This is a genomic window from Kribbella italica, assembly GCF_014205135.1.
GTDB lineage: Bacteria > Actinomycetota > Actinomycetes > Propionibacteriales > Kribbellaceae > Kribbella > Kribbella italica.
On record NZ_JACHMY010000001.1, the window covers coordinates 6,875,712 to 6,898,758 of the forward strand.

Below are 23,047 nucleotides of genomic sequence, written 5' to 3' on the forward strand. Positions count from 1 at the left end.
TCCTGGGATAGCGTGAGCCGCCGGTGAGGCCGAGGAGGCGCGCGTGCAGCACGAGGAGCCGGCGGTGGTCGGTCCGTTCGTGATCCAGTCGCGGCTGGGGAGCGGTGCGATGGGCACGGTGCACCTGGCCCGGTCGCCCGGTGGGCGGCTGGTCGCTCTGAAAGTGGTGCGGTCCGAGCTCGCCGACGACCCGGGGTTCCGGGCGCGGTTCGGCCGGGAGGTCGAGGCGGTCCGGAAGGTCGGCGGGGCGTTCACGGCTGCCGTCATCGACGCGGATCCCGACGCCGAGCGGCCGTGGCTCGCGACCGAGTTCTTGCCGGGGCCGACCTTGCAGCAAGCGGTCGACGGGCAAGGGCCGCTGCGGCCGGACGGTCTGCGGTACGTCGCCGCGGGGTTGGCCGAGGCGCTGGTCGCGATTCATCGCGCCGGGGTGGTGCACCGCGATCTCAAGCCGTCGAACATCCTGCTCACCGACAACGGGCCGCGGGTGATCGACTTCGGCATCGCGCGGGCGCTCGAGGACGTGAACCTGACGGCCACGGGGATCGTGGTCGGTACGCCGGGCTACCTGTCGCCCGAGCAGATCACCGGCGGAGCGATCGGGCCGGCGTCGGATCTGTTCTCGCTCGGCGGGGTGCTGGTGTTCGCGGCGAGCGGGCAGGGGCCGTTCGGTCGTGGGCCGCTGAGCGCGTTGATGCATCGGGTTGTGCACGAGGAGCCGCGGGTTCCGCCGCTGCCTGACGATGTCGCCGGGGTGGTCCGCGGGTGTTTGCAGCGCAGGCCGGAGCTGCGGCCCGCGCCGGGCGACGTACTGAAGGCGTTGAGTCCGGTGCATCCCGTGCCGTTGCCTATGGCAAGCACGATGCACCTGCCCAAGCCGGCGCCGACGCGGGTGGACGAGATGCCCAAGAGCAGCACCTTCGCGGACCCGCCGGCCCCGGCACGTCTGCCGATCGAGGGAGGTTCGCGGCAAGTGCTGCAGGGGCCGAACACGCCGCCGAAGCCCGCACCGATCCGCCCAGCCCCCGTAGGTCCCAGCTTCACCACCAGCCGGACCTACTCGATCCTGATGTCCCTTTGGCTGTTGGTGTTCACCGTCGCCACCAGCTGGTTCTCCTCCTACTCCGCCGAGATGGGCTTCGGCGGACAGGCCCTGGTCTGCTGGCTGATCAGCCTGGTCGGCCTCTGGTTCCTCGCCTGGCGACTGCCGTTCCTCTTCGGCAGGAAAGTCCGACTGGTCGTGAACGCCGACGGCCTGACGACGACGCGCGCCGGCCGCACCGGATTCGTCCCCTGGGCCGGTGTTTCCCGGATCCGCCTGGTCGGCCACTCCCGGCGCGTCTGGCTCGTGGTCTGGCTCGACCCGGCCCGCGCCGCCGACCTGCCGGCGTCGCCTCGCCGCTTCCACGGCGGCCACCGCGTCTTCCCGGTCGCGCACGGCGCCACCAGCCGGCGCCGGCTCCGCCAGATCGGAGAGCTGCGCTCCGCGCTCACCTGGTACGCCGGCCGCCTGTTCGACGAGAACCACTGAAGCCGGTTGAATGACCGGGTGTCTGTTCACGAACTGATCGCCCGGCTGCCCGATGTCGCGACCGTACGGCGGACCAGCCGCGCGCTCGCCGTCCTGGACCTGATCGTCTGCGAGGACCCGGCGTACCGGTACTACTCGTTCGACGCGCGCTGGTCGGAGACCGAGGAGGCCGCGCTGATGGTCGACGGGTCGGGTGACGAGTACTCGATCGTGTTCTCGCCGGACGGCGTCTTCGCGCGCGGGTTCGCGCACGAGTCGGCGATGTCGCCCTACGGGAACAACGGCGAGCTCTGGCCCGGACTGGTCGACGGCCTCCCGCCCGCGCTGCACGCGGCCCGGGACGAGCCCGCCTTCCGGGACGACGAAGGCGGCGTGCTGAACGCGACGGCGTGCTTCTGGCGTACGGACGGGAACTGGGTCTGTGGACCGGCCGAGCCCGAGGGCGACGACGGCGCCGAGCGGCTCTTCGGGCTGCTGGCCGAGGGGCCGGAGGCCTACCTGACCTTCGCCGAGGAGTACTACGAGGTCGCGCTCGACCTGGACGCGATCCGGCACGTGTACGCGCTGATGCCGCTCAGCGAGTACGTCGTGACGATCCTCAACCGGAACCGCAGGCTGGCCGATCTCAAGGAGGATCTGGCCGAGATCGGCTACCCGCGAGAGTTCTGAACTGATCGATCCAAAACTCTGGTACTCTCGTTCGCATGGCCCGACCCAGGACGTTCGACGAGGACGCCGCGACCGACGCGGCGATGCGCGCTTTCTGGGCGAATGGTTACGAGGGCACCTCGACGCAGGACCTCTGTGAGGCGACCGGGCTCGGGCGGAGCAGCATCTACAACACCTTCGCCGGCAAGCACGAGCTGTTCGAGCGCTCGCTGGCGCGGTACATCGATCGCAAGACCGGGTCGACGCTGAAGCTGCTGGGTGGTGACCTTCCGGTCGCGGCCAAGCTTCGTACGATGCTGGACGGTGCCGTCGACCCGCCGGAAGGCGAGCCGCCGGGCTGTCTGGTGGTCAACTCGCTGATCGAGCTCGCTCCACACGATGCTGCGGTCGCCGAGCAGTTGCGGGTGGACGAAGAGCTTCGCCTGACCGCGTTGACGACGGCGATCGAGGCCGGCCAGCGCGACGGGGACATCGCTGCGGACAAGGACGCCCGCAGCCTGGCGCAGTTCGTCGTCGCGACGATCTGCGGGATCCGGGTGCTGGCGCGCGGCGGGACCGACCGGGCCGTGCTGGCCGCGGTCGCGGCGACCGCGCTGACCGCCCTGGTCTGACCGAACTTTCTGAGGGGACATGTCGATGCCGCCTGCCATTTTCGTGCTGGGCCTTGCGATCTTCGCGCAGGGAACGTCCGAGCTGATGCTCGCCGGGCTGCTGCCCGAGCTGTCGAGCGACCTCGGCGTCTCGATTCCGACCACCGGGTTGCTGATCTCGGCGTTCGCGATCGGGATGCTGGTGGGCGCGCCGGTGCTCGCGGTCGTCACATTGCACTGGCCACGGCGTACGGCGTTGCTGAGCTTCCTCGCGGTCTTCGTGCTGGCCCACGTCGCCGGCGCGCTGACGCCGAACTACGCAGTACTGCTGATCACGCGGGTCGTCGGGGCGTTCGTGTACGCCGGGTTCTGGGCGGTCGCGGCGGTCACGGTCATCGGGCTGGTGCCGTCCGATCGGCGCGGCCGGGCGATGAGCATCCTGGTCGGTGGGTTGACGGTGGCAACCATCCTCGGCCTGCCGCTGGGGACGGTGGTCGGCCAGCACCTCGGGTGGCGCGCGGCGTTCTGGGGAGTCGCGGCGATGTCGACGATCGCCATGGCCGGGGTCGTGGCGACGGTACCGGCCGGTCGGTCGGCGAGCAGCGTTCCGAAGATCCGCGACGAGATCCGGGCGATGGCCAATCCGCCGCTGTGGCTGGCTTACGGGACGACGGCGTTGTCGATCGGCGCGTTGCTGGTCATCTTCAGCTACCTGGCGCCGTTGCTGGTCGAGGTGACCGGGCTGACGAGTGACTGGGTGCCGGCGGTGCTCGCCCTGTACGGCGTGGGCGCGCTGGGCGGGATCACGATCGGTGGGCGGACGGCGGATGCGAGGCCGTTCGGGACACTCTTCGCCGGGCTCTCCGCCGTCGTGGTGCTGTCGGTCGTGCTGGCGGTGTGGACTTCGCAGCCCGTCGTCGCTGTCGCCGCGATCACGCTGCTGGGCGCGGCCGGGTTCATGACCAATCCGGCGGTGAACACGCGGGTGTTCAGCCTGGCTGGGAAGGCTCCGACGCTGGCGGCCGCGGTGAACATCTCGGCCTTCAACGTCGGGATCACGGTGGCGCCGTGGGTTGGTGGCTTGGCGCTCGACGCCGGCGCGGGGTACTCGGTGCTGGGGTGGATCGGTGCGGTGTTCGCGGTGCTCGCGCTGGGGACGGTGGTGGTCGCCGGGAGGCTGCAGGCCTCCGTACGGGATGAGGTCAGTCCGGCAGCATCGGTACGGTGAGGCCCTGGTCGCGGCCGAGCAGGATGCCGCGGGTGATCGCGTTGATGCCGAACTTGTCCTTGACGTGGTCGAGCGCGCTGTCCAGCTCGTCGTTGCTGGCCTTGTCGAACGGGAGGGCCAGCTGGACTGTCGACTCGTTCTCCAGGTTGCCGACCGCAATGCCGACGAGTGTGACGCCCTGCTTCTCGATCATCGGCGTGGCCTCGGCCATCAGGGCGCGCGCGGTGACGAGCAGGGTGCGCGTGTGATCAGTTGCCTGGGGCAACGTGTGCGAGCGGGTCGCGCGGGTGAAGTCGTCGAAGCGCAGCCGTAGGGTGACGGTCCGGCCGGAGCGCCCGGCCGATCGCATCCGGCGGGTGACCCGGTCGACGAGACCGGCCAGCACGGCGTCCAGGGTCTCGGGCGACTTCGGCGAACGGCCGAGCGCGCGCTGGGAGCCGATCGAGCGGCGGCGCTTGCCGACCTCGATCGGGCGCGGGTCGCGGTTGTGGGCGAGGGCGTGCAGGTGCCGGCCCGAGGCGCGGCCGAGCATCGCGATCAGCGCGGCCTCGGGCAGCATCGCGACGTCGCCGACCTTCGTGAGGCCGCGGGAGCGGAGCTTCTCCGCCGTGACTTCGCCGACGCCCCACAGGCGCTCGACGGCGAGCGGGTGCAGGAACCCGAGCTCCTGGTCGGGCGGCACCTCCAGCAGGCCGTCGGGTTTGGCGACGCCGCTCGCGACCTTCGCGAGGAACTTGGTCCGGGCGACGCCGACGGTGATCGGCAGGCCGACCTTGGCGAGGACCTCGGCGCGGAGCCGGCGGGCGATCTCGACCGGCGTACCGGCGATCTTGCGCAGGCCGGCGACATCCAGGAACGCCTCGTCGATCGACAGGCCCTCGACCAGCGGGGTGGTGTCCTCGAAGACCTTGAAGACGGCCTTGCTGGCTTCGGAGTACGCCGACATGCGCGGCTGGACGACGATCGCCTGCGGGCAGCGGCGCATCGCCTGGCCGCCGCTCATCGCCGTCCGGACGCCGAGGGCCTTGGCCTCGTAGCTGCAGGCGAGCACGACGCCGGCGCCGACGATCACCGGGCGGCCGCGCAGACGGGGGTCGTCCCGCTGCTCGACCGACGCGTAGAAGGCGTCGAGGTCGGCGTGCAGGATCGTCGCCTCACCGGTTTGGGACACGAACACATGTTCGCATATACTGTTCGTGCGAGCTAGGGATGCTCATTGGTCTGGGTAGGGAGAAATCCTGAGGCGGGGGGTTGATGTGACAGGACAGAATGCGGTCTATGGACCTGTCGGCGTACCGCGCACTCTGGAGAACTCGTGGGGTGGCGTCGCTGCTGGCCTCGGCCTTGGTGGCGCGGCTGCCGGTGATGGCGTCGGCGGTGCCGATGTCGTTCCTGGCGAAGGACGCGGCCGGGAGCTTCGGCTGGGCAGGCGTGGTCGCGGGCGCCTACTCGGTCGGTACGGCGCTGGGCGGGCCGATCTGGTCGCGACTGGCGGACCGGCGGGGTGGCAAGTGGGTCGTCATCGGGACCGGGATGGGGTGGAGCCTGGCGATGTTCGTGCTGGCCCTGCTGCCCAACGACTGGTACCGGTTGATGCCGGTGGTGTCCGCGCTCGCGGGGGCGTTCGTGTCGCCGATCACCGCGACGCTGCGGGCGGCCTGGCCGCGGTTGGTCCAGGGGCCGCGGTTGCGCGCGGTCTACGCGCTGGACGCGACCGCGCAGGAGGTGCTGTTCGCGATCGGGCCGATGCTGGGCGCGCTGGTGGTCAGCTTCGTGAACCCGCGGGCCGGTGTGCTGTCGGCCGCGGCGATCGCCCTGGTCTCGGTCTGGTGGTACGGCGTGCAGCAGCAGCCGGCGATGCGGCACGACGAGACCGTACGCCGGTTGACGGCGCCGCAACTGCTCTGGCATCGGCACCGGCTGCCGCTGATCCTGGCGTTCGCGTTCTGCGTCACCGCGTTCGCGTCGGTGTCGCTGGGGATCGTCGCGTTCGCCGACGACCACGGGAACCGGTTGATCGCCGGTGTGCTGGAGACGGTGTGGGCGGTCGGCAGCCTGGCCGGCGGGTTGATCGTCGGCGCGCTGCCGGGCCGGCGGAACTCGTTCGTCTGGCGGCGGGCGCTGCTGGTGTCGGTCGGCATGCTGGCGTGCGTCTTCGCGACGTGGTCGCCGGTGTCGCTCGGGATCGCGCTGCTGCTGTCGGGCTGCGTCCTGGCGCCGACGGTCGGAGCGTTGTATGAGCGTCTAGGAGCGATGACGCCCGACTCGGTGCGCACCGAGATCTTCGGCTGGATGGGCAGCGGCGCCATGATCGGCGGAGCCGTCGGCTCGGCGTTCGCGGGCCTGGTCGTCGAAGCCTTCGGCGTCCGCTACGTGTGGCTGATGGCCGCAGTCCTGACCCTGCTGGCGACGCTGTCCCTGCTGCACATTCCACCCCACCGGCCGTCCGACGACGCAACAGTCGAAGAGGTCGCCGTCGCCTGAGCCGGGGGGCGGTGGTGGAGTGGGGATCGGTGGGGTGCCGTGTCGGCGGTGATGCGGGGGTCGGCGGTGATGCCGGGGTGTGGGTGGTGCTTGGTGTGCGGTGGATCCACGAGACGGATGCTGTGGGTGCCGAGGGCGGTGGTGCCCTGGTGAGGATCGCCGGGTGAGGCTTCTGGGTGACGTGGCCGGTGTCGGTGTGCTGGCGTGCGGTGGGTCCGCGTGACAGATGCTGTGGAGGTCGTTCTGATGCCCGCTGCTGGGTCAGTCGCATGGGGTCGGGGAGGTGGGATGTCTGCTGGGTTAGTCGCGTGGGGGCGGGTCGGTGCCGTCTTCGGTGGACTGGTAGGCGGTGATCTTCCAGTCGATGAGTTCTAGGTCGGCCTCCAGTTGGGTCAGGTCGATGGCTACTCGTTCGCGGTGGGCTCGGAGGAGGGCGAGGCGTTCGGTGCGGAGGTGGTCGCCGGCTCGGACGTGTTGGGCGAACTCGCGGACCTGTTCGACGGGCATGCCGGTACGGCGGAGGCGTAGGAGGATGTCGAGCAGGCCGAGAGTGTCGGGGGTGAAGCGGCGGCGGCCGCCGGTGTCTCGGGGGAGGTCGCCGAAGAGGCCCTCGCGGTCGTAGTACCGCAAGGTCTCCACTGGCAGGCCGGAGAGTCGTGAGGCCTCGCCGATGGTGACGGCTTCTGCCAGTTCTTCCTGCATCATCCCGGCAGCTTGTTACCTGGAGCGCGCTTCAGGTCAAGCTTTGAGGAGGTCTTCCCAGAGCGGCTTCAGGTTCTGCTGGGCTTCGGACCAGGAGACTTCCGCCGGGTCCTGGTCGGCGAGGAGGCTGGTGAGGCGGTTGAGGAAGTCCTCCCAGCCGTAGCCGTACTCGACGGCTGTCTTCTCGGTCACCTGGGAGTGGGTGAGGGTGAGGATCGTGGTGTCGTCGGCGGGTTCCAGGTGGAGGTCGACGGTGGAGTCGGGTTCGCCGGGCCAGGTCCAGTCGGCCTGCAGGGTGGTCGGGGCGGTGCAGGTGGTGATGTGGAGTTCGGCGACGTCCTGGTCCGGCGGGGACATGGTCAGGCGGACAGTGCCGCCGACCTGTCGATCGCCGGTGACTTGACCGAGCCAGCGACCAAGGCGGGACGGTGTGGTCCACGCGGACCAGACGTCCTGGACGTCGGCGGCGTACGTCCGTCGCAGGACGACGGAGTAGGTGCCGGTTGTCGACCGGGTGATCGTTCGAGTGGTGCCCAGCAGTTGTTCGAGATCAGGCATCTGGAGCCTCCGAGGACGATGCCGACGGGGAGGACGGCGATCGGGTGGACGGCGACGAAGAAGACGAAGAGGACGACGACGCCGCGCGGCGACCGCGACGCAGCTCGGTGTCGAGCGCGTCCAGCCGGTTGGTCCAGAACTTGCGGTACCGATCGAGCCAGGCGTCGATCTCGCGCAGCGGGTCCGTGTCGACGGCGTACAGACGCCGGGTGCCGTCGACGGTGACCGTGGCGAAGCCGTTGTCGCGGAGCACGCGCAGGTGCTGGGAGACGGCCGGCTGGCTGATGCCGAACTCACCGCCGATGGTGGCCGCGATCTGGCCGGCCGGCAGCTGCCCGTCGGCGAGCAGTTCCAGGATCCGGCGCCGGACCGGGTCGCCGAGGATGTCGAAGGCGTGCATGCCCTCAGTATTTCAGTGATGACTTATATAAACAAGTGGTCCACCGCCCGGAAGGTCTTCGGCGCCGGGCAGTCACCGCCAGTGTTCCTGCGCGCCGCGCGGCCGGCCGCCGAACGGGTAGCCCAGGTCATGGTCAGGCAGGAGACAACGAGAAGGTCACGGCTAGAATGAGACGAACGAACACGCCTGGTGCTGCCCCGAGGAAGCGACCGCACGGCGTACCGCAACCAGTGTGAGCTGCTGGGGAACCAAGCTTTGAGGAGACACAGCTGTGGGTCGCGTCGTGCACAAGTACGGCGGTTCGTCGGTCGCTGACGCCGATTGCATCAAGCGTGTGGCCCAACGGATCGTCGCGACGAAGAAGGCCGGGAACGACGTGGTGGTGGTCATCTCCGCCATGGGCGACACCACCGACGAACTGATGGACCTGGCCCAGCAGGTCTCGCCACTGCCGCCGCCGCGCGAGCTCGACATGCTGCTCACCTCGGGTGAGCGGATCTCGGCCGCCCTGCTGGCGATGGCGATCGCGAACCTGGGCTACGAGGCACGGTCGTTCACCGGCTCGCAGGCCGGTGTGATCACCACCTCCGCGCACGGCAACGCCCGGATCATCGACATCACGCCGAGCCGGATCGAGGACGCGCTGGCCGAGGGCCACGTCGCGATCGTGGCCGGGTTCCAGGGCGTCGCGCAGGACACCAAGGACATCACCACGATGGGCCGCGGCGCCTCCGACACGACCGCGGTGGCGCTGGCCGCCGCGCTCGAGGCGGACTACTGCGAGATCTACACCGACGTGGACGGCATCTTCACCGCGGACCCGCGGATCGTGCCGGCCGCGCAGCAGATCCCGATGATCTCCTACGAGGAGATGCTCGAGATGGCTGCCTGCGGTGCGAAGGTCCTGCACCTGCGTTGCGTCGAGTACGCGCGGCGCTACAACGTCAAGGTCCACGTGCGGTCCTCCTTCTCCCAGAAGGAAGGCACCTGGGTCGTCGATGCGAAGGATATTGAGAACATGGAACAGGCGATCATCTCCGGCGTGGCCCACGACCGTGGGGAGGCCAAGATCACCGTGGTCGGTGTGCCCGACAAGCCGGGCGAGGCCGCGCGGATCTTCGAGACGGTCGCCAACGCCGAGACCAACATCGACATGATCGTGCAGAACGTCTCGGCGGTCGCCACCAACCGGACCGACATCTCCTTCACGCTGCCCCGCGCCGACGGCTCGCGGGCGATGTCCGCGCTGGCGCGGATGAAGGACGAGGTCGGCTACGAGCAGCTGCTGTACGACGACCAGATCGGCAAGGTCTCGGTGATCGGCGTCGGGATGCGCTCGCACCCAGGTGTTTCGGCGAAGTTCTTCTCCGCGCTGGCCGACGCCGGCGTGAACATCGAGATGATCTCGACCTCGGAGATCCGCATCTCCGTGGTGGTGGACGAGAACCTGGTGGACGCCGCCGTGACCGCGGCGCACACCGCATTCGACCTCGACGACGAGCACACCCAAGCTGTCGTCTACGGAGGAACAGGACGGTGACCCCGGTGAACGCTGCGGACTCCACGATCGACGAGCGGGCCGGCCTGCCCACCCTGGCGGTGGTCGGCGCGACCGGCGCCGTGGGCACGGTCATGCTCACGCTGCTCTCCACCCGCGAGAACGTCTGGGGGGAGATCCGGCTGATCGCGTCCGAGCGTTCCGCGGGCAAACGGCTCAAGGTCCGCGGCGAGGAGGTCGAGGTGGTCGCGATCTCCGAGGCCGCCTTCGACGGGATCGACGTCGCGATGTTCGACGTACCGGACGAGATCTCCGCGCACTGGGCGCCGATCGCGGCCGCCAAGGGTGCCGTCGTGGTGGACAACTCGGGTGCGTTCCGGATGGACACCGAGGTGCCGCTGGTGGTGCCCGAGGTGAACGCCGAGGCCGCGCGCAACCGGCCGAAGGGCATCATCGCCAACCCGAACTGCACGACGCTGTCGATGATCGTGGCGATGGGCGCGCTGCACCACCGGTACGAGCTGGAGCAGCTGGTCGTCGCGTCGTACCAGGCCGCTTCCGGTGCTGGTCAGGAAGGCATCGACGCGCTGTACGACCAGCTGATGAAGGTCGCCGGGAACCGTGAGCTCGGGACGACGCCGGGCGACGTACGCCGGGTGATCGGCAACGCGCTCGGGCCGTTCCCGGCGCCGCTGGTGATGAACGTGGTGCCGTGGGCGGGGTCGCTCAAGGAGGACGGCTGGTCGTCCGAGGAGCTCAAGGTGCGCAACGAGTCGCGCAAGATCCTCAACCTGCCGGACCTGAAGGTGTCCGCGACGTGTGTCCGGGTGCCGGTGATCACGACGCATTCGCTGTCGGTGCACGCGCGGTTCGGGCGCGAGGTCGACGTCGACGAGGCCCGCGAAGTACTGCGGGACGCGCCGGGCGTGATCCTGTTCGACAACCCGGCCGAGGGTGAGTTCCCGACGCCGGCCGATGTGGTCGGCACCGACCCGACCTGGGTCGGCCGGATCCGCAAGTCGCTGGACGACCCGCAGGCGCTGGAGCTGTTCGTCTGCGGAGACAACCTGCGGAAGGGCGCGGCGCTCAACACCGCGCAGATCGCCGAGGTCGTCGCCAAGGAATTCGTGAAGGCGGTCTAGCCCCAAGAACTACCAGCTGCCGGTGCTCCCCCTGTGGGGACACCGGCAGCTTTTGTTCGGGCTGAGGTTGTCGGCAATGCGGCCGGAGAGGTCGCTGGGGTTGAGGTCGCTGCGGCCGGAAGTACGAGAAGTGGCAGGGGGTTGATCGGAGCCGGCGACGGAGTCGCCAGGGCGGGGGCGGTCGGCCCTCACCCCTCACCCCTCACCCCTCACCCCTCACCCCTCACCCCTCACCCCTCACCCCTCACCCCTCCTCTGTGGTTTACAGCCAGTTCTCGCGGGCGGCGTGGAGGGCCAGCTGGAAGCGGGTGCTGGCGCCGGTACGGTTCATCAGGCGTTCCAGGTAGCGGAAGAACGTGCGGCGGCTGATGCCGAGGGTGCGGGCGATGGTGTCGTCGGCGGCACCCGTGGCGAGTAGGGCCAGGAGGCGGCGTTCGATGGGTTCGAGGCGGTCGTCCTCGGCGCCGACCGAGGCATGCAAGGGGAGAGCGTTGCGCCAGCAGAGTTCGAACATGCCGATCAGGGCGGTCAGCAGGCTGCTCGGGCGGATGATCAGCAGGGAACGGTTCACATCGGTGTCGCGCACCGACATCGACACGAACGCGATCGAGCCGTCGATGATCGTCAGCTTCGCCGGTACGTCGGGCAGCACCCGCGCCTGCTCGCCGGCCTCGACGCAGGGCAGGATGTTCTCGGTCAGGTACCCGGGCACCTCGACGGACTCCGGCGAGTAGACCACCCGGTAGGCGACGCCGCGGTTGAGCTGCTCGATCTCCATCTGGTTCGGCCCCGCGCCCAGGTAGTACGGCGGGGAGTCGATGGCCAGGATCTCGCGCTGCGCGCTGCCCTTGATCTGGTTGATCCGCTCGACGATCGCGGTCCCGGTGACCACCTCGATCAGGTGCGTGGTCGACTCGTTGTGCACGGTCCGGCGGAACTCGTCGTACGCGTTCAGCACCTCGATCCGCGCCTGCTTCAGCTCGGACTCGCGGCGCAGGGTCAGTGCCTCGAGGCCGGCGTCGGGAGGCACCGGGAGGAACCGCGCGTGGTCCGATCCCGACCGCCGCGCCAGGCCGGCCTGAACCAGCCCGCCGAGCACGTCGTCGATGCCGACCCCGCGGCCGGCGACGGCCGCGTCCAGCTCACCGATCGACGAGGGGCCGGCCCGGAGCAGGTGCTGGTAGACCAGGATCTCGTCGTCGTTGAGCCCGAGCACGCGCAAGTGCTCGGCACGCTCCGTGTCGGTCGAGCTCATGGCTGTCCCCTCCCTCCCGAGCGCGGTCACCGTGGGCTACCGCCACTCCAGGGTAGAACGATCCGCAAGAGCCGGATCGTACTGTCCGTGTTCCGGCCACTGCACGGAGCGATATTTGTTGTCCTGTCAGCATTCTTGTGCCGTGTCACCATCTGGCCACCATTTCCGCGCAGTTGTGAGCGAGAATTGAGGTCCAGCAGCCCGGCGACGGACCACCTGAGCGCCGCCGGGCTGCTGTTCCAATTCTGGCCTGAGTTCGCGGCCGCGGCAGCACCGCCCGTTTCGGTTGGGTCTCGATCCCGGCGCATCGGTGCCCTCGCACTCCCGTGCCATCACCGGCTGTGCCGGAGGGTGTACAAACTGTGCAAACCGCAGCAGTTCTCGAGGAGGCACCGCCCATGCTTCTGACCAAGATTTTCCGATCCGCCGTCTTGTGCGCGATGACCGCCGCCCTGGTCATCGTGCCCGCCCACTCGGCGAGCGCCGCGCCCACCTCCGCCCAAGGTGAGCCCGGCCCCCGAGTCGTCGGTGGAACCCGCGCGGCGCAAGGTGAGTTTCCGTGGATGGTGAGGCTGTCCATGGGATGTGGTGGTGCGATGTACACCAGTCAGCTCGTGCTGACCGCCGCGCACTGCGTGGGTTCCACCGGCAACAACACGTCGATCACCGCGACCGTCGGTGTGGTCGACCTGCAGGACACGTCGGCCACGAAGGTGAAGTCGACGTACATCCACCGCTCGCCCACCTACGGCACCAGCACCGGTGGCGACTGGGCGCTGATCAAGCTGGCGACGCCGATCACCGGCGTACCGACGCTGCCGATCGCCACCACCACGGCGTACGACACCGGCACCTTCACGGTCGCCGGCTGGGGTGCGGCCACTGAGGGCGGCGCTCAGCAGCGGTACCTGCTGAAGGCGAACGTCCCGTACGTCGACGACGTGACGTGCCGGGATGCCGGCGACTACTACAGCGACCTGATCTTCCCGGCCGAGTTGTGCGCCGGACAGATGGCCACCGGTGGCGTCGACACCTGCCAGGGTGACTCCGGCGGCCCGATGTTCCGCCGGGACAACGGAGGAGCGTGGATCCAGGTCGGCGTCGTCAGCCACGGCGACGGCTGTGCTCGGCCGAGCGCGCCCGGTGTCTACACCCAGGTGAGCACGTTCGCGTCGGCCATCGCCGCCGCGGCCGCTCAGCTCGGCGGCGGTGGACCGAGCCCGACGTGCGGACCGTTCACCAACGACGCCAACATCAACATCCCGGACGCCGGCGCCGCCGTCACCAGCTCGGTCAGCGTGACCGGCTGCACCGGGAGCGCCACGTCGGCGCAGGTCGCGGTCAACATCGTGCACACCTACCGCGGTGATCTGGTGATCGACCTGATCTCGCCCGACGGTTCGTCGTACCGGCTGAAGAACTCCAGCAACGACTCGGCCGACAACATCAACCAGACGTACACCGCCACCCTCAGCAGCGAGACCCGCAACGGTACCTGGAAGCTCCAGGTCCGGGACGTGGCCCGCGCGGACGTCGGCTACATCAACTCCTGGTCGATCAGCTCGTAGCAGCACCGACAACAAGAAGCCCCGGCCTCAGCAGGCCGGGGCTTCTTGCTGTTCAGATCAGCGCGAAGCTTCGACGAACTGACGCATCAGTTCGACCGGGTCCTTGGAGGGCTCGGGCTGGGCCAGCGAGTCGGCCGGGATCCGGGACTGCGGGGTGTCCGCGGTCGCGAGATCCGGGGCGTTGGTCAGGGGGAGGGTGAGGGACGACTTGGCCGGGTCGAGCGTGACGGTCGCACCGGTGAACGGGACCGACGGGTTGTCGGGCTCGACGGTGAGGACCAGGCCGAGCCGGTGGCCGGCGGTGAAGACGACGTCGTCGGCGTTCAGCTCGAACGACAGGTCGTACCACTTGCCGGACTGCAGCGACTCCTTGCGGTTCAGCGACTTGTAGTGCCCGATGTCGGCCAGCGTGCGGACCGCGATCGAGGCGTCGGAGACGGCGGTGTTGATCTGGGTCTTGGCGTAGCACCCGGTGTCGAGGGTGTTGCCGTCACCCCAGCAGACGCTGGTGTTCGGCACGTTGGTGACGTCGCGGTAGCGGGTCGCCGTACCGTAGTCGACCAGGCGGGCTTTGATGCCTGCGGCAACCTTGTTGACCTTGACCCGGACCGACACCTTGCCGGTGCCGGACATCCGGACCGACTGTTCCAGGTCGTTGCTGAGGAACACCGCCCGGTCGGTCCGCTGCGCGGTCGGATCCAGTACGACGGTGTCGGCGGACTCCTGACTGGTCCCGGTGAAGCTGACCGGGTCCGACGAGCCGGTCCCGATCGACAGGCCGCCGGTCTTGGCGTTCTGCGCCTTGCTCAGGTTCAGCTTGGTGTTCTTCACCCCGGTGGCCGGCCAGCGCGGCTCGTCGACGAACGACCCGTCCTCACGCTGCACGGTCGCCTGCGGCGTCTTCATCACGTCGTTCTTCAGGCCCTGCAGCCAGTAGTCGAACCACGGGTGCAGCTTGTCGACCCACTCGTCGCGGAAGCTGAAGCCGTCCAGGTGCACGCCCTGGTGCAGGAAGATCTTGCGCGGCACGTTGCGCTTGGCCAGCTCGTCCCACCACTCGCCGAAGTGCCGGGTCTTCACGTTCTCGTCGCCGAGCCCGTGCACGACGTACACGCTGGCCTTCACCTTGCCGGCGTCGAGCCGGTAGTTCCGGGGGTCCCAGAACCTGCTGTACGAGCCGGTGCGGGTGTCGGAGTCCTGCTCGATCTCGCCGGTGAGCTCCTCGCAGCGCGGGGACGCGTCGTTGCTGACGTAGTCGTGCAGGAAGCCCATGTACTCGTCGTAGAAGGGCACGCCGAAGCCGCGGGTGTAGTCGTACCAGCTGGAGATCGCCGCGATCGGCACGATGGTCTCCAGCCCGCGCACGCCGGTACTCGCGACGGAGTTCGCGATCGTGCCGTTCCAGGAGACGCCGATCATGCCGGCCTTGCCGGTCGACCAGTCGGCCTTGGCCTTGGCGCCGTCCGGGGTGTGGCCCGGGACGCGATTGTTCAGCCAGTCGATCACGGCCTTGGTGCCGAGCACCTCGTAGTCCGCGCCGACGTCGCTGCAGCCGGTCGAGCGGAACGTGCCCGGCATGTCGACGAAGGCTACGGCGTACCCGCGCGGGACGAAGTAGTTGTCCAGCCAGCTGCCGTACACCTGCCGGGTGCCGGCGTCGTCGAAGTAGTTCTTCGGGTCGCCCGCGTAGTACGGCGACGCCTGGATGATCACCGGGATGTCGATCCCGGCCTCGGCGGCCTCTCCGGGCCGGATGATGTCGACGGTGACCTGGTCCTTGACGCCGTTCGCGTCGGCGTCGACCCCCGGGACGTCGACCTGGATCCGCTCGTGGACGGCGTTGTCGTAGTCGTACGCCGCGACCGTCTGCGTCCCCTGGACGAACGGCTTGCTCGGCGGGCCGGCGGTCGCGGACAGCGACGCGATCGGCGCCAGTGCCGCGGTGGCGAGCAGGGCCACTCCGGTACGGAAGGCCGAACCCCTTCTGGATCTGCGCATGCCTGTAGCTCCCCTGTGGGCGGTGGGTGGAGCACGCCGGCCCTCCCTCGACAGGGCCGTTGTGGTGAACGCACCTTATGCAGAACCTGACACCGCTGTCAGCACAGATCTCACCCGGGTGGTCACCATCCGTGGAGATCACGGGAAAAACTTCAGCGGACCAGGCGGAGGCGGGTGTCGGCGAGGGTGATGTCGAGGCGCTGGCCCCAGGTGATGGTCAGGGCGTCGGCCTCGATGCCGTCGCCGAAGACGACCAGGTCGGCCTCGGCGGTCACGGTCAGGTGTTCCTGGGCGGTGAGGACGCCTTCGGTGTACGACGTACCGGTCGCGGGTGACGGCCAGGCCTCGCGGACGAACCAGCACAACGCCGGGTCGAGCGGGCCCGGCAGGGCGAGGCGGCTGCGGCGTTCCTGCCAGGCTGAGCGGCACCACCCCGTGGATCCTGTTCCGGTGCCGACCAGCAGGCCGGAGGACGACTGGCGTTCCTCCAGGCCCTCGGGCGAGGCGAGGCGGTACCGGGCCGACTGGTGGGTCCGGTGGCCGACGTACACCTCGTTGAGCGCCAGCAGGCGCTGGCCGTCGTCGGTGCCGGCGACGACCATCGTGCGTTCCTCGACGTGCCGGGTGCGCAGCAGGTCGGCGATCGCGTCCGGCGGATGCGGCACCAGTACGCCGGGGTTGCGGGCCGGCTCGGGGTTGATCCCGATCACCGGCTGCCCGTCGAGGTACTTGGCGACGTTCGCCACCAGCCCGTCCTGCCCGATCGCGATCACCACGTCCTCGGGCCCGAACACGAACCGATCGAGGTCACCGCGCTCGGCCACCGCCCGCCGCCAGTCCAGCGGGACGGCCGCCGACACCGCGGCCAGCGCCTTCTGCTGGGCCTGGTGCCGCTCGTCCAGCTCGGCGAGGTCCCGCCCGCGGGTCTGCAGGAAGAACCCGGCCTGCTGGCGAGTCCCGTGCCGGGCGACGAGCTCGGTCAGCTCGGTCGCCCGGTGGACGAGAACAGCCCGGGGAGGAAGGCTCATCGCGTGACTCCCTGTCTGAGCAGCTGAGCGAGGTCGGCCTTCCGCCGACTTGGTGTGGTGGTCATGAGTTGTCGCCGGCGGTGAGCTTCGTGAGCAGCGGCGTGATCAGGTCCGGCGTCAGGTTCAGCGTGCCGATCTCCGGCAGGGCACCTTGCTTGATCGCCAAAGCCAGGATCGTCGCCTGGTCCATCTCGGAGTAGGCATCCAGCAAAGCCTTCTCAGCTGCAGCCTCAGCGGCACCGATGACTCGCTTGGCGTCCGCTTCGGCCTGGCTCAGAGCCCGCTTCCGCCCAGCGGCTGCCTCCGTCTCGATGCGCCCGGCGGCAGCGGCCTCCGTCGCGCGCTGGCGCTCGTTCTGGCCCTTCTGCGTCACCAGCTGCTCCTCGCGCCGGGCGAGCTCGATCTGGTTCTGCAGCTCGTTCTCCGCGATCGACCGCTCCCGCTCGACCGCCATCGCGCGCCGTTCGTACGTCGCCTTGTCGGCCGCCTGCTGCACCATCTCGCGGGTGGGAGTCTGCAACGCGCGCTCCACATCGTTCTCAGCCCGTACGGCGACCACGCGCACGTCCTCGACGCCGATCCCGAGGCCGGTCAGTCGCTGGTCCTCGCGCAGCCCGGTGCTCACCGCCAGCCGCAGCGACGCCATCCCCTCGGACAGCGCCTGCGTCAGCGTCATCCGCGCCAGCAGGTCGAGCGCGGTCTGCTGCGCCAGCTCGGTCAGCAGCCCGCCGAGCTGCTCGAGCGGAGTCGCCCGCCACCTCCCCGTGTCCGGGTCGATCCCGAAGTCGAGCCGGGTCGCGGCCAGCGCGGGGTCGGTCACCCGGTACGTCACGGTCGCCTGCACGACGACGTCCTGAAAGTCGACCGTCCGTCCGTGGAACAGCAGCGGCTGCTCGCGGTCGTCGACCGGCACCTCGCTGAGCGCCGAGTTCAGCGCGCGGAACCAGAACGCCTGCCCGGCGCCGTCGTGCGCCAGCTTCCCGTTCCGCAGGTGCCGGACGTGGGTGGTCGGGTTGGCCCGCAGGTGGCTGATGAACCGGAACCGCGTGATGTCTGCCATGGCTGTCTCCTCACGGCCGGACACTCCGGCCTGCTTTGTCGTCACTCTGACGATAAGACCTCGGATCGCTTTTCGTCAAGGTGACGATTAAGGTGGACACCATGGACTTCGACCCGATGGGTGTGGCCACCGACCTGGTGATCCTGACCGTCCAGGGCGGCTCGTTCGAGGTGCTGCTGATCCGCCGCGGCATCCCTCCGCACCGGGGCCGCTGGGCGCTGCCCGGCGGGTTCGTCCGCGCGGGCGAGGGCCTGGAGCAGACCGCCCGTCGCGAGCTGGCCGAGGAGACCGGTGTCGGCTCGGGCGACGCGTCGTCGGACGCCCCGCGCATCCACCTCGAGCAGGTGGCGACGTACGGCGAACCCGGGCGCGATCCGCGCGGGCGGGTGATCAGCGTCGCGTACCTCGCGCTCGTCCCCGACCTGCCGACGCCGGTCGCCGGGTCGGACGCGGCGTCGGCGTCCTGGATCCCGGTCGCGGAGGTGCTGGACGATCCCGGCCGGCTCGCCTTCGACCACCACCGGATCCTCACCGACGCCGTCGAACGCGCGCGGGCCAAGCTCGAGTACTCGCCACTCGCGACCGCCTTCTGTGCCGACGAGTTCACCGTCTCCGAGCTGCGCGGCGTCTACGAAGCCGTCTGGGGCATCCCGCTCGACCCCCGCAACTTCCACCGCAAGGCGACCCGGACGGAAGGCTTCGTCGTACCGCTCGGAGCCACCACGACCCGCGACGGCGGCCGTCCGGCGCAGCTGTTCCGCCGAGGCTCGGCGGAGACGCTCCATCCGCCGCTGACGCGCGGGTAGGGCGTGTCTCCCTAACGGTTGAGCAGCATCAGCTGTTCGGCGGTGATGAGGTCGGTGTGCGTGCCGGGCGAGCCGCAGGCCCAGGCACCCGCGATGGTGCCGGCCGTCGCGGCTTCGTAGTACGAGCGACCGTCCAGCCAGGTGGTGAGGAAGGCCGCGACGTAGGCGTCACCGGCGCCGTTGGTGTCGACCACCGGGCGGCCCGGGAGGTCGACCGCGGGCAGGTGGATCGGGTCCTCGCCGCGGACGTGGAGGTAGCTGCCGTCGGCGCCGGCCATCGCGACCACCACCTGCGCCCGGCCGCTGGCGAAGATCCAGTCGACCGCCTTGTCGCGCAGCGCGCTGGTCGACACGAACACGACGTCGGCGCTCTGCGCGAAGTCCCGGTGGTACTCGTTCTCGCCGTCCCAGTCGTGGAGGTCCGTCGACACCGTGCAGCCGGCCGCCAGGACGTCGGGCAGCGCCCGCCGCGCGAAGTCCATGATCGAGACGTGCACGTGGCGCGCGCGGCCGGTCCAGTCGCGCCAGAGCACGGGGTCCACCCACATCCCCGTGGGGTGGCGTCCGTCGTACAGGGCGAGCCGGCTGCCGTCGGGCGACACCAGGTTGACGCTGCGCCTCGTCCCGCTCGGGTGCAGGGCGATCGCCAGCGGCAGTCCGAGCTCGTCGTACGCCGAGCAGATCCGCCGGCCCTCCGCGTCGTCGCCGATCACGTCGGCGAGCGCGGGCTGCAGCCCGAGGCGGTGACAACCGAGCACGACGCCGTGGCCGGTGTGGCCCACGTACGACTCGACGGGCGCGACGTGGATGGTCTCCCGATCCGGCAACGGCAGGGTGGGAACGTGCACGATCGTGTCGATGCCAACGCCGCCGATCACGAGCACGTCCAAGTCCATGCACCCATCCTCACCGAGCCGCACAAGACCCGGGAGGGGTTGACCTCGACAGCTCTTGAACTGATCTCCTTCTTTACATGAAACACGTACTGATCACCGGCGCCGGCCGGGACACCGGACGTCTGCTCGCGCTCGCCTTCGCCGCGTCCGGAGCACACGTCATCGCAACGGCCCGTACGGCGGTCGCCGCCGAGGAGACCGTCGCCCTCGTTCGCGCGGCCGGTGGATCCGCGGAGGCCGTCGTACTCGACCTCGCGTCGCCGGCGTCGATCGCCGGCCTGGAGCTCGAGCGGCTCGACGTCCTGGTGAACAGCGGCGCGCGCTACCTCGAGGGCGACGCCTCACCCGCCGACGTCGCGGACACGATCGGCGGTGCCGCGATCGGGACCGCGCTGCTCACCGAGCGTGTCCTTCCGTTGCTCAGGGCATCGAACGGCGCGGACGTGGTGAACCTGGTCTCCGCCGCGGGCGAACCCGGGCAGCACCGGTCGTCGGCGCACCCGGCCTTCTACGCGGCCAAGCACGCCCAGGCCGGCTACGCCGAGATCCTGTCCGCGCGGCTCCGGCCGGAGGGGATCCGGGTGATCTCGCTGTTCCCGCCGGACTTCGTCCAGGACGGCCCGCGCGAATCCGGCGCGCCGCTCACCGCCCGGTCCGTGGTCGACTGCGTTCTGTTCGCGGTGGGGCAGCCCCGGGACTGCTTCATCCGCGCCTTCCACTTCGAGCAGATCTGACTTTCGACAGGGGTACCACCTGGCGTTCGGGGGAGGTGAGCACGGTCTGCCGAACGGCACAGTCGGGACATGCTCACTCGCCGCATCCTGCTCACCGGAACAGCAGCCGCCATCGCCACCGCCGGCCAGGCCGTCGCCGGCCCGCCTCCGGCGACGCCCTCAGGGCTCGCCGGGTCTGCCGGGCCCGCCGGAGCCGCCCGGCCCGCCGGAGCCGCCAGGCGGAGCCCGGCGCGACGGCCGGTGGAGCTGCGGTTCCCCCGGCCGACCGGGCCCTTCCCGGTCGGCACCACCGAACTGCATCTCGTCGACGCCGGGCGGGACGACCCGTTCGTCCCCGGCCGTCCACGAGAGCTGATGATCAGCATCTGGTACCCGGCGGCTCGCCGGACCGAGTCCGCGCCGTACCTGCCGCCGCTCACCGCCCAGGTGTACGCCGAGGGCGCCGCGATCGCTCTCCAGCAGCCGGTCGATGCCGTCGACTGGGCAGGGGCACGCGTTCACGCCGGGCTGTCGGCGCCGGTCAGCCGCAGCTGGGGGCGGCGACCGGTGGTGCTGTTCTCGCCCGGCTTCGGCGTACCCCGCGGGCTGGCCTCGATCATGGTCGCCGAGCTGGCCAGCCGCGGGTACGTCGTGGTGAGCGTCGACCACACGTACGAAGCCGCCGCGGTCGAGTTCCCCGGCGGGCGGGTCGCCGTACAGACGTTGCCGCCGGAGCCGTACGCGCACCTGGCCCGGGCGACGCGCGTCGCCGACGTACAGCTGGTGCTCGACGCCCTCCGGCAGCTGGCGCAGGGGCGCAACCCGGATGCTGACGAGAGGCGCCTGCCCAAGGGCCTCGGCGACGTCCTCGACCTGACCCGGATCGGCGCGTACGGCCACTCGGCCGGTGGCATCACCTCGGCCGACGTGATGCTGGTCGACCGCCGGGTGAAGGCAGGCATCGACCTCGACGGCACTCTCGGCTACGGCTACCCCAACCCCGCCGACTGCCCGGTGGTCGCGCGCGGCCTCGACCGCCCGTTCCTGCTCTTCGGCGCCGGCGGCACCGGCCCGAACGGTGGTCCGCAGACCCACCGTACGGACCCGTCCTGGGGGCTGTTCTGGGACAACTCGACCGGCTGGAAGCGCGACCTCAACGTCCCGAACGGGCAGCACTACACGTTCATCGACCACCAGGCGGTGCTCCCGTGGTTCCAGCGCCACTTCACCGTTCCGCCGGAGCTGATCGCCAACTCCATCGGGACCGTCGACCCGGTCCGGATCCTCAGGACTCTCAACACCTACGTCCCGGCGTTCTTCGACCAGCACCTGCGCGGCCGTCCGGGCACCTGGCGGGACTCGCCGAGGCACCCGGACGTCCGGTTCATCGCTTGATCGGCGCCCCGGTCTTGTCCTGCAGCTCGTCGAAGGTGACCCCTTCGGCGAGCTCGACCAGCCGCAGCCCGTCGTCGGTGACGTCCAGTACGGCGAGGTCGGTGATGATCCGGTCGACCACCCCGCGGCCGGTGTACGGCAGGTCGCACTCTTGCAGGATCTTGTGCGACCCGTCCTTGGCGACGTGCTCCATCAGCACGATCACCTTCTTGGCTCCGTGCACCAGGTCCATCGCGCCGCCCATCCCCTTGACCATCTTGCCGGGGATCATCCAGTTCGACAGGTCGCCGGTCGCCGAGACCTGCATCGCGCCCAGGATGGCGGCGTCGATCGCGCCGCCGCGGATCATCCCGAACGACAGCGACGAGTCGAAGAACGATGCCCCCGGCAACGTCGTGACGGTCTCCTTGCCGGCGTTGATCAGGTCCGGGTCCTCGTCGCCCTCGACCGGGTACGGACCGACGCCGAGAATGCCGTTCTCGGACTGCAGGACGACGGTGACGCCGTCCGGGATGTAGTTCGGGACCATCGTCGGCAGGCCGATGCCGAGGTTGACGTACGAGCCGTCCTCGAGCTCGGCGGCGGCCCGGGCGGCCATCTGCTCACGGGTCAGCGGCATGTCAGGCCTCCAGCTTCTCGCGCTGGGCCTCGTAGGCCTCGCGGGGTTGCACCGTACGCTTCTCGATCCGCTTCTCGATATCCTTGCCGACAGCAACTACTCGCTGGACGTAGACGCCGGGCAGGTGGATTTCGTCGGGGTCCAGCTCACCAGGCTGGACCAGCTCCTCGACCTGCGCGATCGTGATCCGGCCGGCCATCGCGGCCAGCGGGTTGAAGTTGCGCGCGCTGCGGTCGAAGACCAGGTTGCCGTGGGTGTCGCCCTTGAGCGCGTGCACCAGGCCGAAGTCGGTGGTGATCGAGTCCTCCAGCACGTACGTCGTGCCGTTGATCTCCCGGGTCTCCTTCGGCTCCGAGGCCTTCGCGACCGAGCCGTCGGTGTTGTACTTCTGCGGCAGCCCGCCGTCGGCGACCTGCGTACCGACGCCGGCCAAGGTGAAGAACGCGGCGATCCCGCAGCCGCCGGCCCGCAGCTTCTCGGCCAGCGTGCCCTGCGGCGTCAGCTCGACCTCCAGCTCACCGGACAGGAACTGCCGGGCGAACTCCTTGTTCTCCCCGACGTACGACGACGTCATCTTCGCGATCCGCTTGTCGGCGAGCAGGATGCCGAGACCCCAGTCGTCGACACCGCAGTTGTTCGACACGACGCTGAGCCCGCTCACCCCCTTGGCGTGGAGGGCGTCGATCAGCTGCATCGGGTTCCCGCACAGCCCGAACCCGCCGACCGCGAGGCTCGCCCCGTCACCGATGTCGTCGACCGCGTCCTGCGGCGACCCGTACGTCTTGTCCATCCGGCTGCTCCGTTGCAGTTCGAGGGCTCGGTCACCCGACTCTAACCAGCCCCCGACCTCCCGGCGACCCCCACTCGCTGTGGCCGAAACCACAGGCAGTACGCCGCCACACAGCAC

Annotated in this window: 22 protein-coding genes; 11 read left to right on the forward strand and 11 right to left on the reverse strand. The window is 69.8% G+C overall.

Annotated elements, in window-relative coordinates:
* The first annotated feature begins 43 nt into the window (after nt 1-43).
* From HDA39_RS32120 to HDA39_RS32135, 4 genes are read left to right on the forward strand one after another with little or no spacing between them, the layout of a single operon-like run.
* Nucleotides 44-1,531, forward strand: a complete 1,488-nt coding sequence (locus HDA39_RS32120) for a protein kinase domain-containing protein (protein WP_184801593.1) — start codon at nt 44-46, stop codon at nt 1,529-1,531.
* Between the two features lie 18 nt (nt 1,532-1,549).
* Nucleotides 1,550-2,200 (forward strand): hypothetical protein, encoded by a 651-nt coding sequence (locus HDA39_RS32125; protein WP_184801595.1) that lies wholly within the window; start codon nt 1,550-1,552, stop codon nt 2,198-2,200.
* A 35-nt stretch (nt 2,201-2,235) separates the two neighbouring features.
* Nucleotides 2,236-2,811 carry a TetR/AcrR family transcriptional regulator gene (locus HDA39_RS32130; RefSeq protein WP_184801597.1) on the forward strand — a complete coding sequence of 192 codons (576 nt, stop codon included), beginning with the start codon at nt 2,236-2,238 and terminating at the stop codon, nt 2,809-2,811.
* 25 nt (nt 2,812-2,836) lie between these two features.
* Entirely contained in the window at nt 2,837-4,018 is a 1,182-nt protein-coding gene (locus tag HDA39_RS32135) for a Cmx/CmrA family chloramphenicol efflux MFS transporter (protein WP_184801599.1), read from the forward strand.
* On the opposite strand, the gene dinB is transcribed toward HDA39_RS32135, so the two are convergent.
* Complete coding sequence (gene dinB, locus HDA39_RS32140) at nt 3,993-5,189, reverse strand: DNA polymerase IV (RefSeq protein ID WP_337925980.1); 1,197 nt, start codon at nt 5,187-5,189, stop codon at nt 3,993-3,995. The genes HDA39_RS32135 and dinB overlap by 26 nt on opposite strands.
* A 107-nt stretch (nt 5,190-5,296) precedes the next feature.
* On the opposite strand from dinB, the gene HDA39_RS32145 reads away from it, so the two are divergent.
* Nucleotides 5,297-6,502, forward strand: a complete 1,206-nt coding sequence (locus HDA39_RS32145) for an MFS transporter (RefSeq protein WP_238356194.1) — start codon at nt 5,297-5,299, stop codon at nt 6,500-6,502.
* A 300-nt stretch (nt 6,503-6,802) separates the two neighbouring features.
* On the opposite strand, the gene HDA39_RS32150 is transcribed toward HDA39_RS32145, so the two are convergent.
* From HDA39_RS32150 to HDA39_RS32160, 3 genes are read right to left on the reverse strand one after another with little or no spacing between them, the layout of a single operon-like run.
* The gene (locus tag HDA39_RS32150; RefSeq protein WP_184801605.1) at nt 6,803-7,207 is read right to left on the reverse strand and encodes a MerR family transcriptional regulator; all 405 of its coding nucleotides are present in this window, start codon (nt 7,205-7,207) and stop codon (nt 6,803-6,805) included.
* Between the two features lie 33 nt (nt 7,208-7,240).
* Complete coding sequence (locus tag HDA39_RS32155; RefSeq protein ID WP_184801607.1) at nt 7,241-7,762, reverse strand: SRPBCC domain-containing protein; 522 nt, start codon at nt 7,760-7,762, stop codon at nt 7,241-7,243.
* Nucleotides 7,755-8,162, reverse strand: a complete 408-nt coding sequence (locus HDA39_RS32160; RefSeq protein WP_184801609.1) for an ArsR/SmtB family transcription factor — start codon at nt 8,160-8,162, stop codon at nt 7,755-7,757. Before HDA39_RS32160 ends, HDA39_RS32155 begins: the two co-directional genes overlap by 8 nt.
* Before the next feature lie 271 nt (nt 8,163-8,433).
* Between HDA39_RS32160 and HDA39_RS32165 the strand changes: the two genes are divergently transcribed.
* Nucleotides 8,434-9,702, forward strand: a complete 1,269-nt coding sequence (locus HDA39_RS32165; RefSeq protein ID WP_184801611.1) for an aspartate kinase — start codon at nt 8,434-8,436, stop codon at nt 9,700-9,702.
* A complete protein-coding gene (locus HDA39_RS32170) occupies nt 9,699-10,802 on the forward strand; it encodes an aspartate-semialdehyde dehydrogenase (protein WP_184801614.1) in 1,104 nt (367 codons plus the stop codon). Before HDA39_RS32165 ends, HDA39_RS32170 begins: the two co-directional genes overlap by 4 nt.
* 262 nt (nt 10,803-11,064) lie before the next feature.
* Here HDA39_RS32170 and HDA39_RS32175 read toward each other — a convergent pair whose 3' ends face one another.
* Nucleotides 11,065-12,057, reverse strand: coding sequence for a helix-turn-helix domain-containing protein (locus HDA39_RS32175; protein WP_184801616.1), 993 nt, complete (start codon nt 12,055-12,057; stop codon nt 11,065-11,067).
* Between the two features lie 440 nt (nt 12,058-12,497).
* On the opposite strand from HDA39_RS32175, the gene HDA39_RS32180 reads away from it, so the two are divergent.
* Complete coding sequence (locus HDA39_RS32180) at nt 12,498-13,625, forward strand: trypsin-like serine protease (RefSeq protein WP_238357134.1); 1,128 nt, start codon at nt 12,498-12,500, stop codon at nt 13,623-13,625.
* Nucleotides 13,626-13,682: 57 nt separating this feature from the next.
* On the opposite strand, the gene HDA39_RS32185 is transcribed toward HDA39_RS32180, so the two are convergent.
* The 3 genes from HDA39_RS32185 to HDA39_RS32195 form a co-directional block, all read right to left on the reverse strand.
* Entirely contained in the window at nt 13,683-15,623 is a 1,941-nt protein-coding gene (locus HDA39_RS32185; protein ID WP_184801620.1) for a CocE/NonD family hydrolase, read from the reverse strand.
* 152 nt (nt 15,624-15,775) lie between these two features.
* Nucleotides 15,776-16,651, reverse strand: a complete 876-nt coding sequence (locus HDA39_RS32190; protein ID WP_184801622.1) for an NAD(+)/NADH kinase — start codon at nt 16,649-16,651, stop codon at nt 15,776-15,778.
* Between the two features lie 61 nt (nt 16,652-16,712).
* Nucleotides 16,713-17,711 (reverse strand): SPFH domain-containing protein, encoded by a 999-nt coding sequence (locus HDA39_RS32195; RefSeq protein WP_184801624.1) that lies wholly within the window; start codon nt 17,709-17,711, stop codon nt 16,713-16,715.
* Between the two features lie 101 nt (nt 17,712-17,812).
* On the opposite strand from HDA39_RS32195, the gene HDA39_RS32200 reads away from it, so the two are divergent.
* On the forward strand, nt 17,813-18,517 hold the full coding sequence (locus HDA39_RS32200; RefSeq protein ID WP_238356195.1) for an NUDIX hydrolase: 705 nt from the start codon (nt 17,813-17,815) through the stop codon (nt 18,515-18,517).
* A gap of 11 nt (nt 18,518-18,528) precedes the next feature.
* On the opposite strand, the gene HDA39_RS32205 is transcribed toward HDA39_RS32200, so the two are convergent.
* Nucleotides 18,529-19,413 (reverse strand): carbohydrate kinase family protein, encoded by an 885-nt coding sequence (locus tag HDA39_RS32205; protein WP_184801626.1) that lies wholly within the window; start codon nt 19,411-19,413, stop codon nt 18,529-18,531.
* Nucleotides 19,414-19,490: 77 nt separating this feature from the next.
* On the opposite strand from HDA39_RS32205, the gene HDA39_RS32210 reads away from it, so the two are divergent.
* Nucleotides 19,491-20,147 (forward strand): SDR family NAD(P)-dependent oxidoreductase, encoded by a 657-nt coding sequence (locus tag HDA39_RS32210; RefSeq protein ID WP_184801628.1) that lies wholly within the window; start codon nt 19,491-19,493, stop codon nt 20,145-20,147.
* A 69-nt stretch (nt 20,148-20,216) separates the two neighbouring features.
* Nucleotides 20,217-21,521 carry an alpha/beta hydrolase family protein gene (locus HDA39_RS32215; RefSeq protein WP_184801630.1) on the forward strand — a complete coding sequence of 435 codons (1,305 nt, stop codon included), beginning with the start codon at nt 20,217-20,219 and terminating at the stop codon, nt 21,519-21,521.
* On the opposite strand, the gene HDA39_RS32220 is transcribed toward HDA39_RS32215, so the two are convergent.
* Together HDA39_RS32220 and HDA39_RS32225 are read right to left on the reverse strand one after the other, a co-directional pair.
* Complete coding sequence (locus HDA39_RS32220; protein ID WP_184801632.1) at nt 21,511-22,140, reverse strand: CoA transferase subunit B; 630 nt, start codon at nt 22,138-22,140, stop codon at nt 21,511-21,513. The two genes, HDA39_RS32215 and HDA39_RS32220, sit on opposite strands and share 11 nt — an antisense overlap.
* Before the next feature lies 1 nt (nt 22,141).
* The gene (locus tag HDA39_RS32225) at nt 22,142-22,930 is read right to left on the reverse strand and encodes a CoA transferase subunit A (protein WP_184801634.1); all 789 of its coding nucleotides are present in this window, start codon (nt 22,928-22,930) and stop codon (nt 22,142-22,144) included.
* Between the last annotated feature and the right edge of the window lie 117 nt (nt 22,931-23,047).

What these genes read in the sequence shown, in the direction of transcription:
- HDA39_RS32175 (WP_184801616.1), bottom strand. Translation starts at nt 12,057, where the DNA reads ATGAGCTCGACCGACACGGAGCGTGCCGAGCACTTGCGCGTGCTCGGG.
- HDA39_RS32220 (WP_184801632.1), bottom strand. Translation starts at nt 22,140, where the DNA reads ATGCCGCTGACCCGTGAGCAGATGGCCGCCCGGGCCGCCGCCGAGCTC.
- HDA39_RS32200 (WP_238356195.1), top strand. Translation starts at nt 17,813, where the DNA reads ATGGACTTCGACCCGATGGGTGTGGCCACCGACCTGGTGATCCTGACC.
- HDA39_RS32205 (WP_184801626.1), bottom strand. Translation starts at nt 19,413, where the DNA reads ATGGACTTGGACGTGCTCGTGATCGGCGGCGTTGGCATCGACACGATC.
- HDA39_RS32215 (WP_184801630.1), top strand. Translation starts at nt 20,217, where the DNA reads ATGCTCACTCGCCGCATCCTGCTCACCGGAACAGCAGCCGCCATCGCC.
- HDA39_RS32180 (WP_238357134.1), top strand. Translation starts at nt 12,498, where the DNA reads ATGACCGCCGCCCTGGTCATCGTGCCCGCCCACTCGGCGAGCGCCGCG.
- HDA39_RS32150 (WP_184801605.1), bottom strand. Translation starts at nt 7,207, where the DNA reads ATGATGCAGGAAGAACTGGCAGAAGCCGTCACCATCGGCGAGGCCTCA.
- HDA39_RS32225 (WP_184801634.1), bottom strand. Translation starts at nt 22,930, where the DNA reads ATGGACAAGACGTACGGGTCGCCGCAGGACGCGGTCGACGACATCGGT.
- HDA39_RS32160 (WP_184801609.1), bottom strand. Translation starts at nt 8,162, where the DNA reads ATGCACGCCTTCGACATCCTCGGCGACCCGGTCCGGCGCCGGATCCTG.
- HDA39_RS32190 (WP_184801622.1), bottom strand. Translation starts at nt 16,651, where the DNA reads ATGAGCCTTCCTCCCCGGGCTGTTCTCGTCCACCGGGCGACCGAGCTG.
- HDA39_RS32135 (WP_184801599.1), top strand. Translation starts at nt 2,837, where the DNA reads ATGCCGCCTGCCATTTTCGTGCTGGGCCTTGCGATCTTCGCGCAGGGA.
- HDA39_RS32210 (WP_184801628.1), top strand. Translation starts at nt 19,491, where the DNA reads ATGAAACACGTACTGATCACCGGCGCCGGCCGGGACACCGGACGTCTG.
- HDA39_RS32195 (WP_184801624.1), bottom strand. Translation starts at nt 17,711, where the DNA reads ATGGCAGACATCACGCGGTTCCGGTTCATCAGCCACCTGCGGGCCAAC.
- HDA39_RS32130 (WP_184801597.1), top strand. Translation starts at nt 2,236, where the DNA reads ATGGCCCGACCCAGGACGTTCGACGAGGACGCCGCGACCGACGCGGCG.
- HDA39_RS32185 (WP_184801620.1), bottom strand. Translation starts at nt 15,623, where the DNA reads ATGCGCAGATCCAGAAGGGGTTCGGCCTTCCGTACCGGAGTGGCCCTG.
- HDA39_RS32155 (WP_184801607.1), bottom strand. Translation starts at nt 7,762, where the DNA reads ATGCCTGATCTCGAACAACTGCTGGGCACCACTCGAACGATCACCCGG.
- HDA39_RS32145 (WP_238356194.1), top strand. Translation starts at nt 5,297, where the DNA reads ATGGACCTGTCGGCGTACCGCGCACTCTGGAGAACTCGTGGGGTGGCG.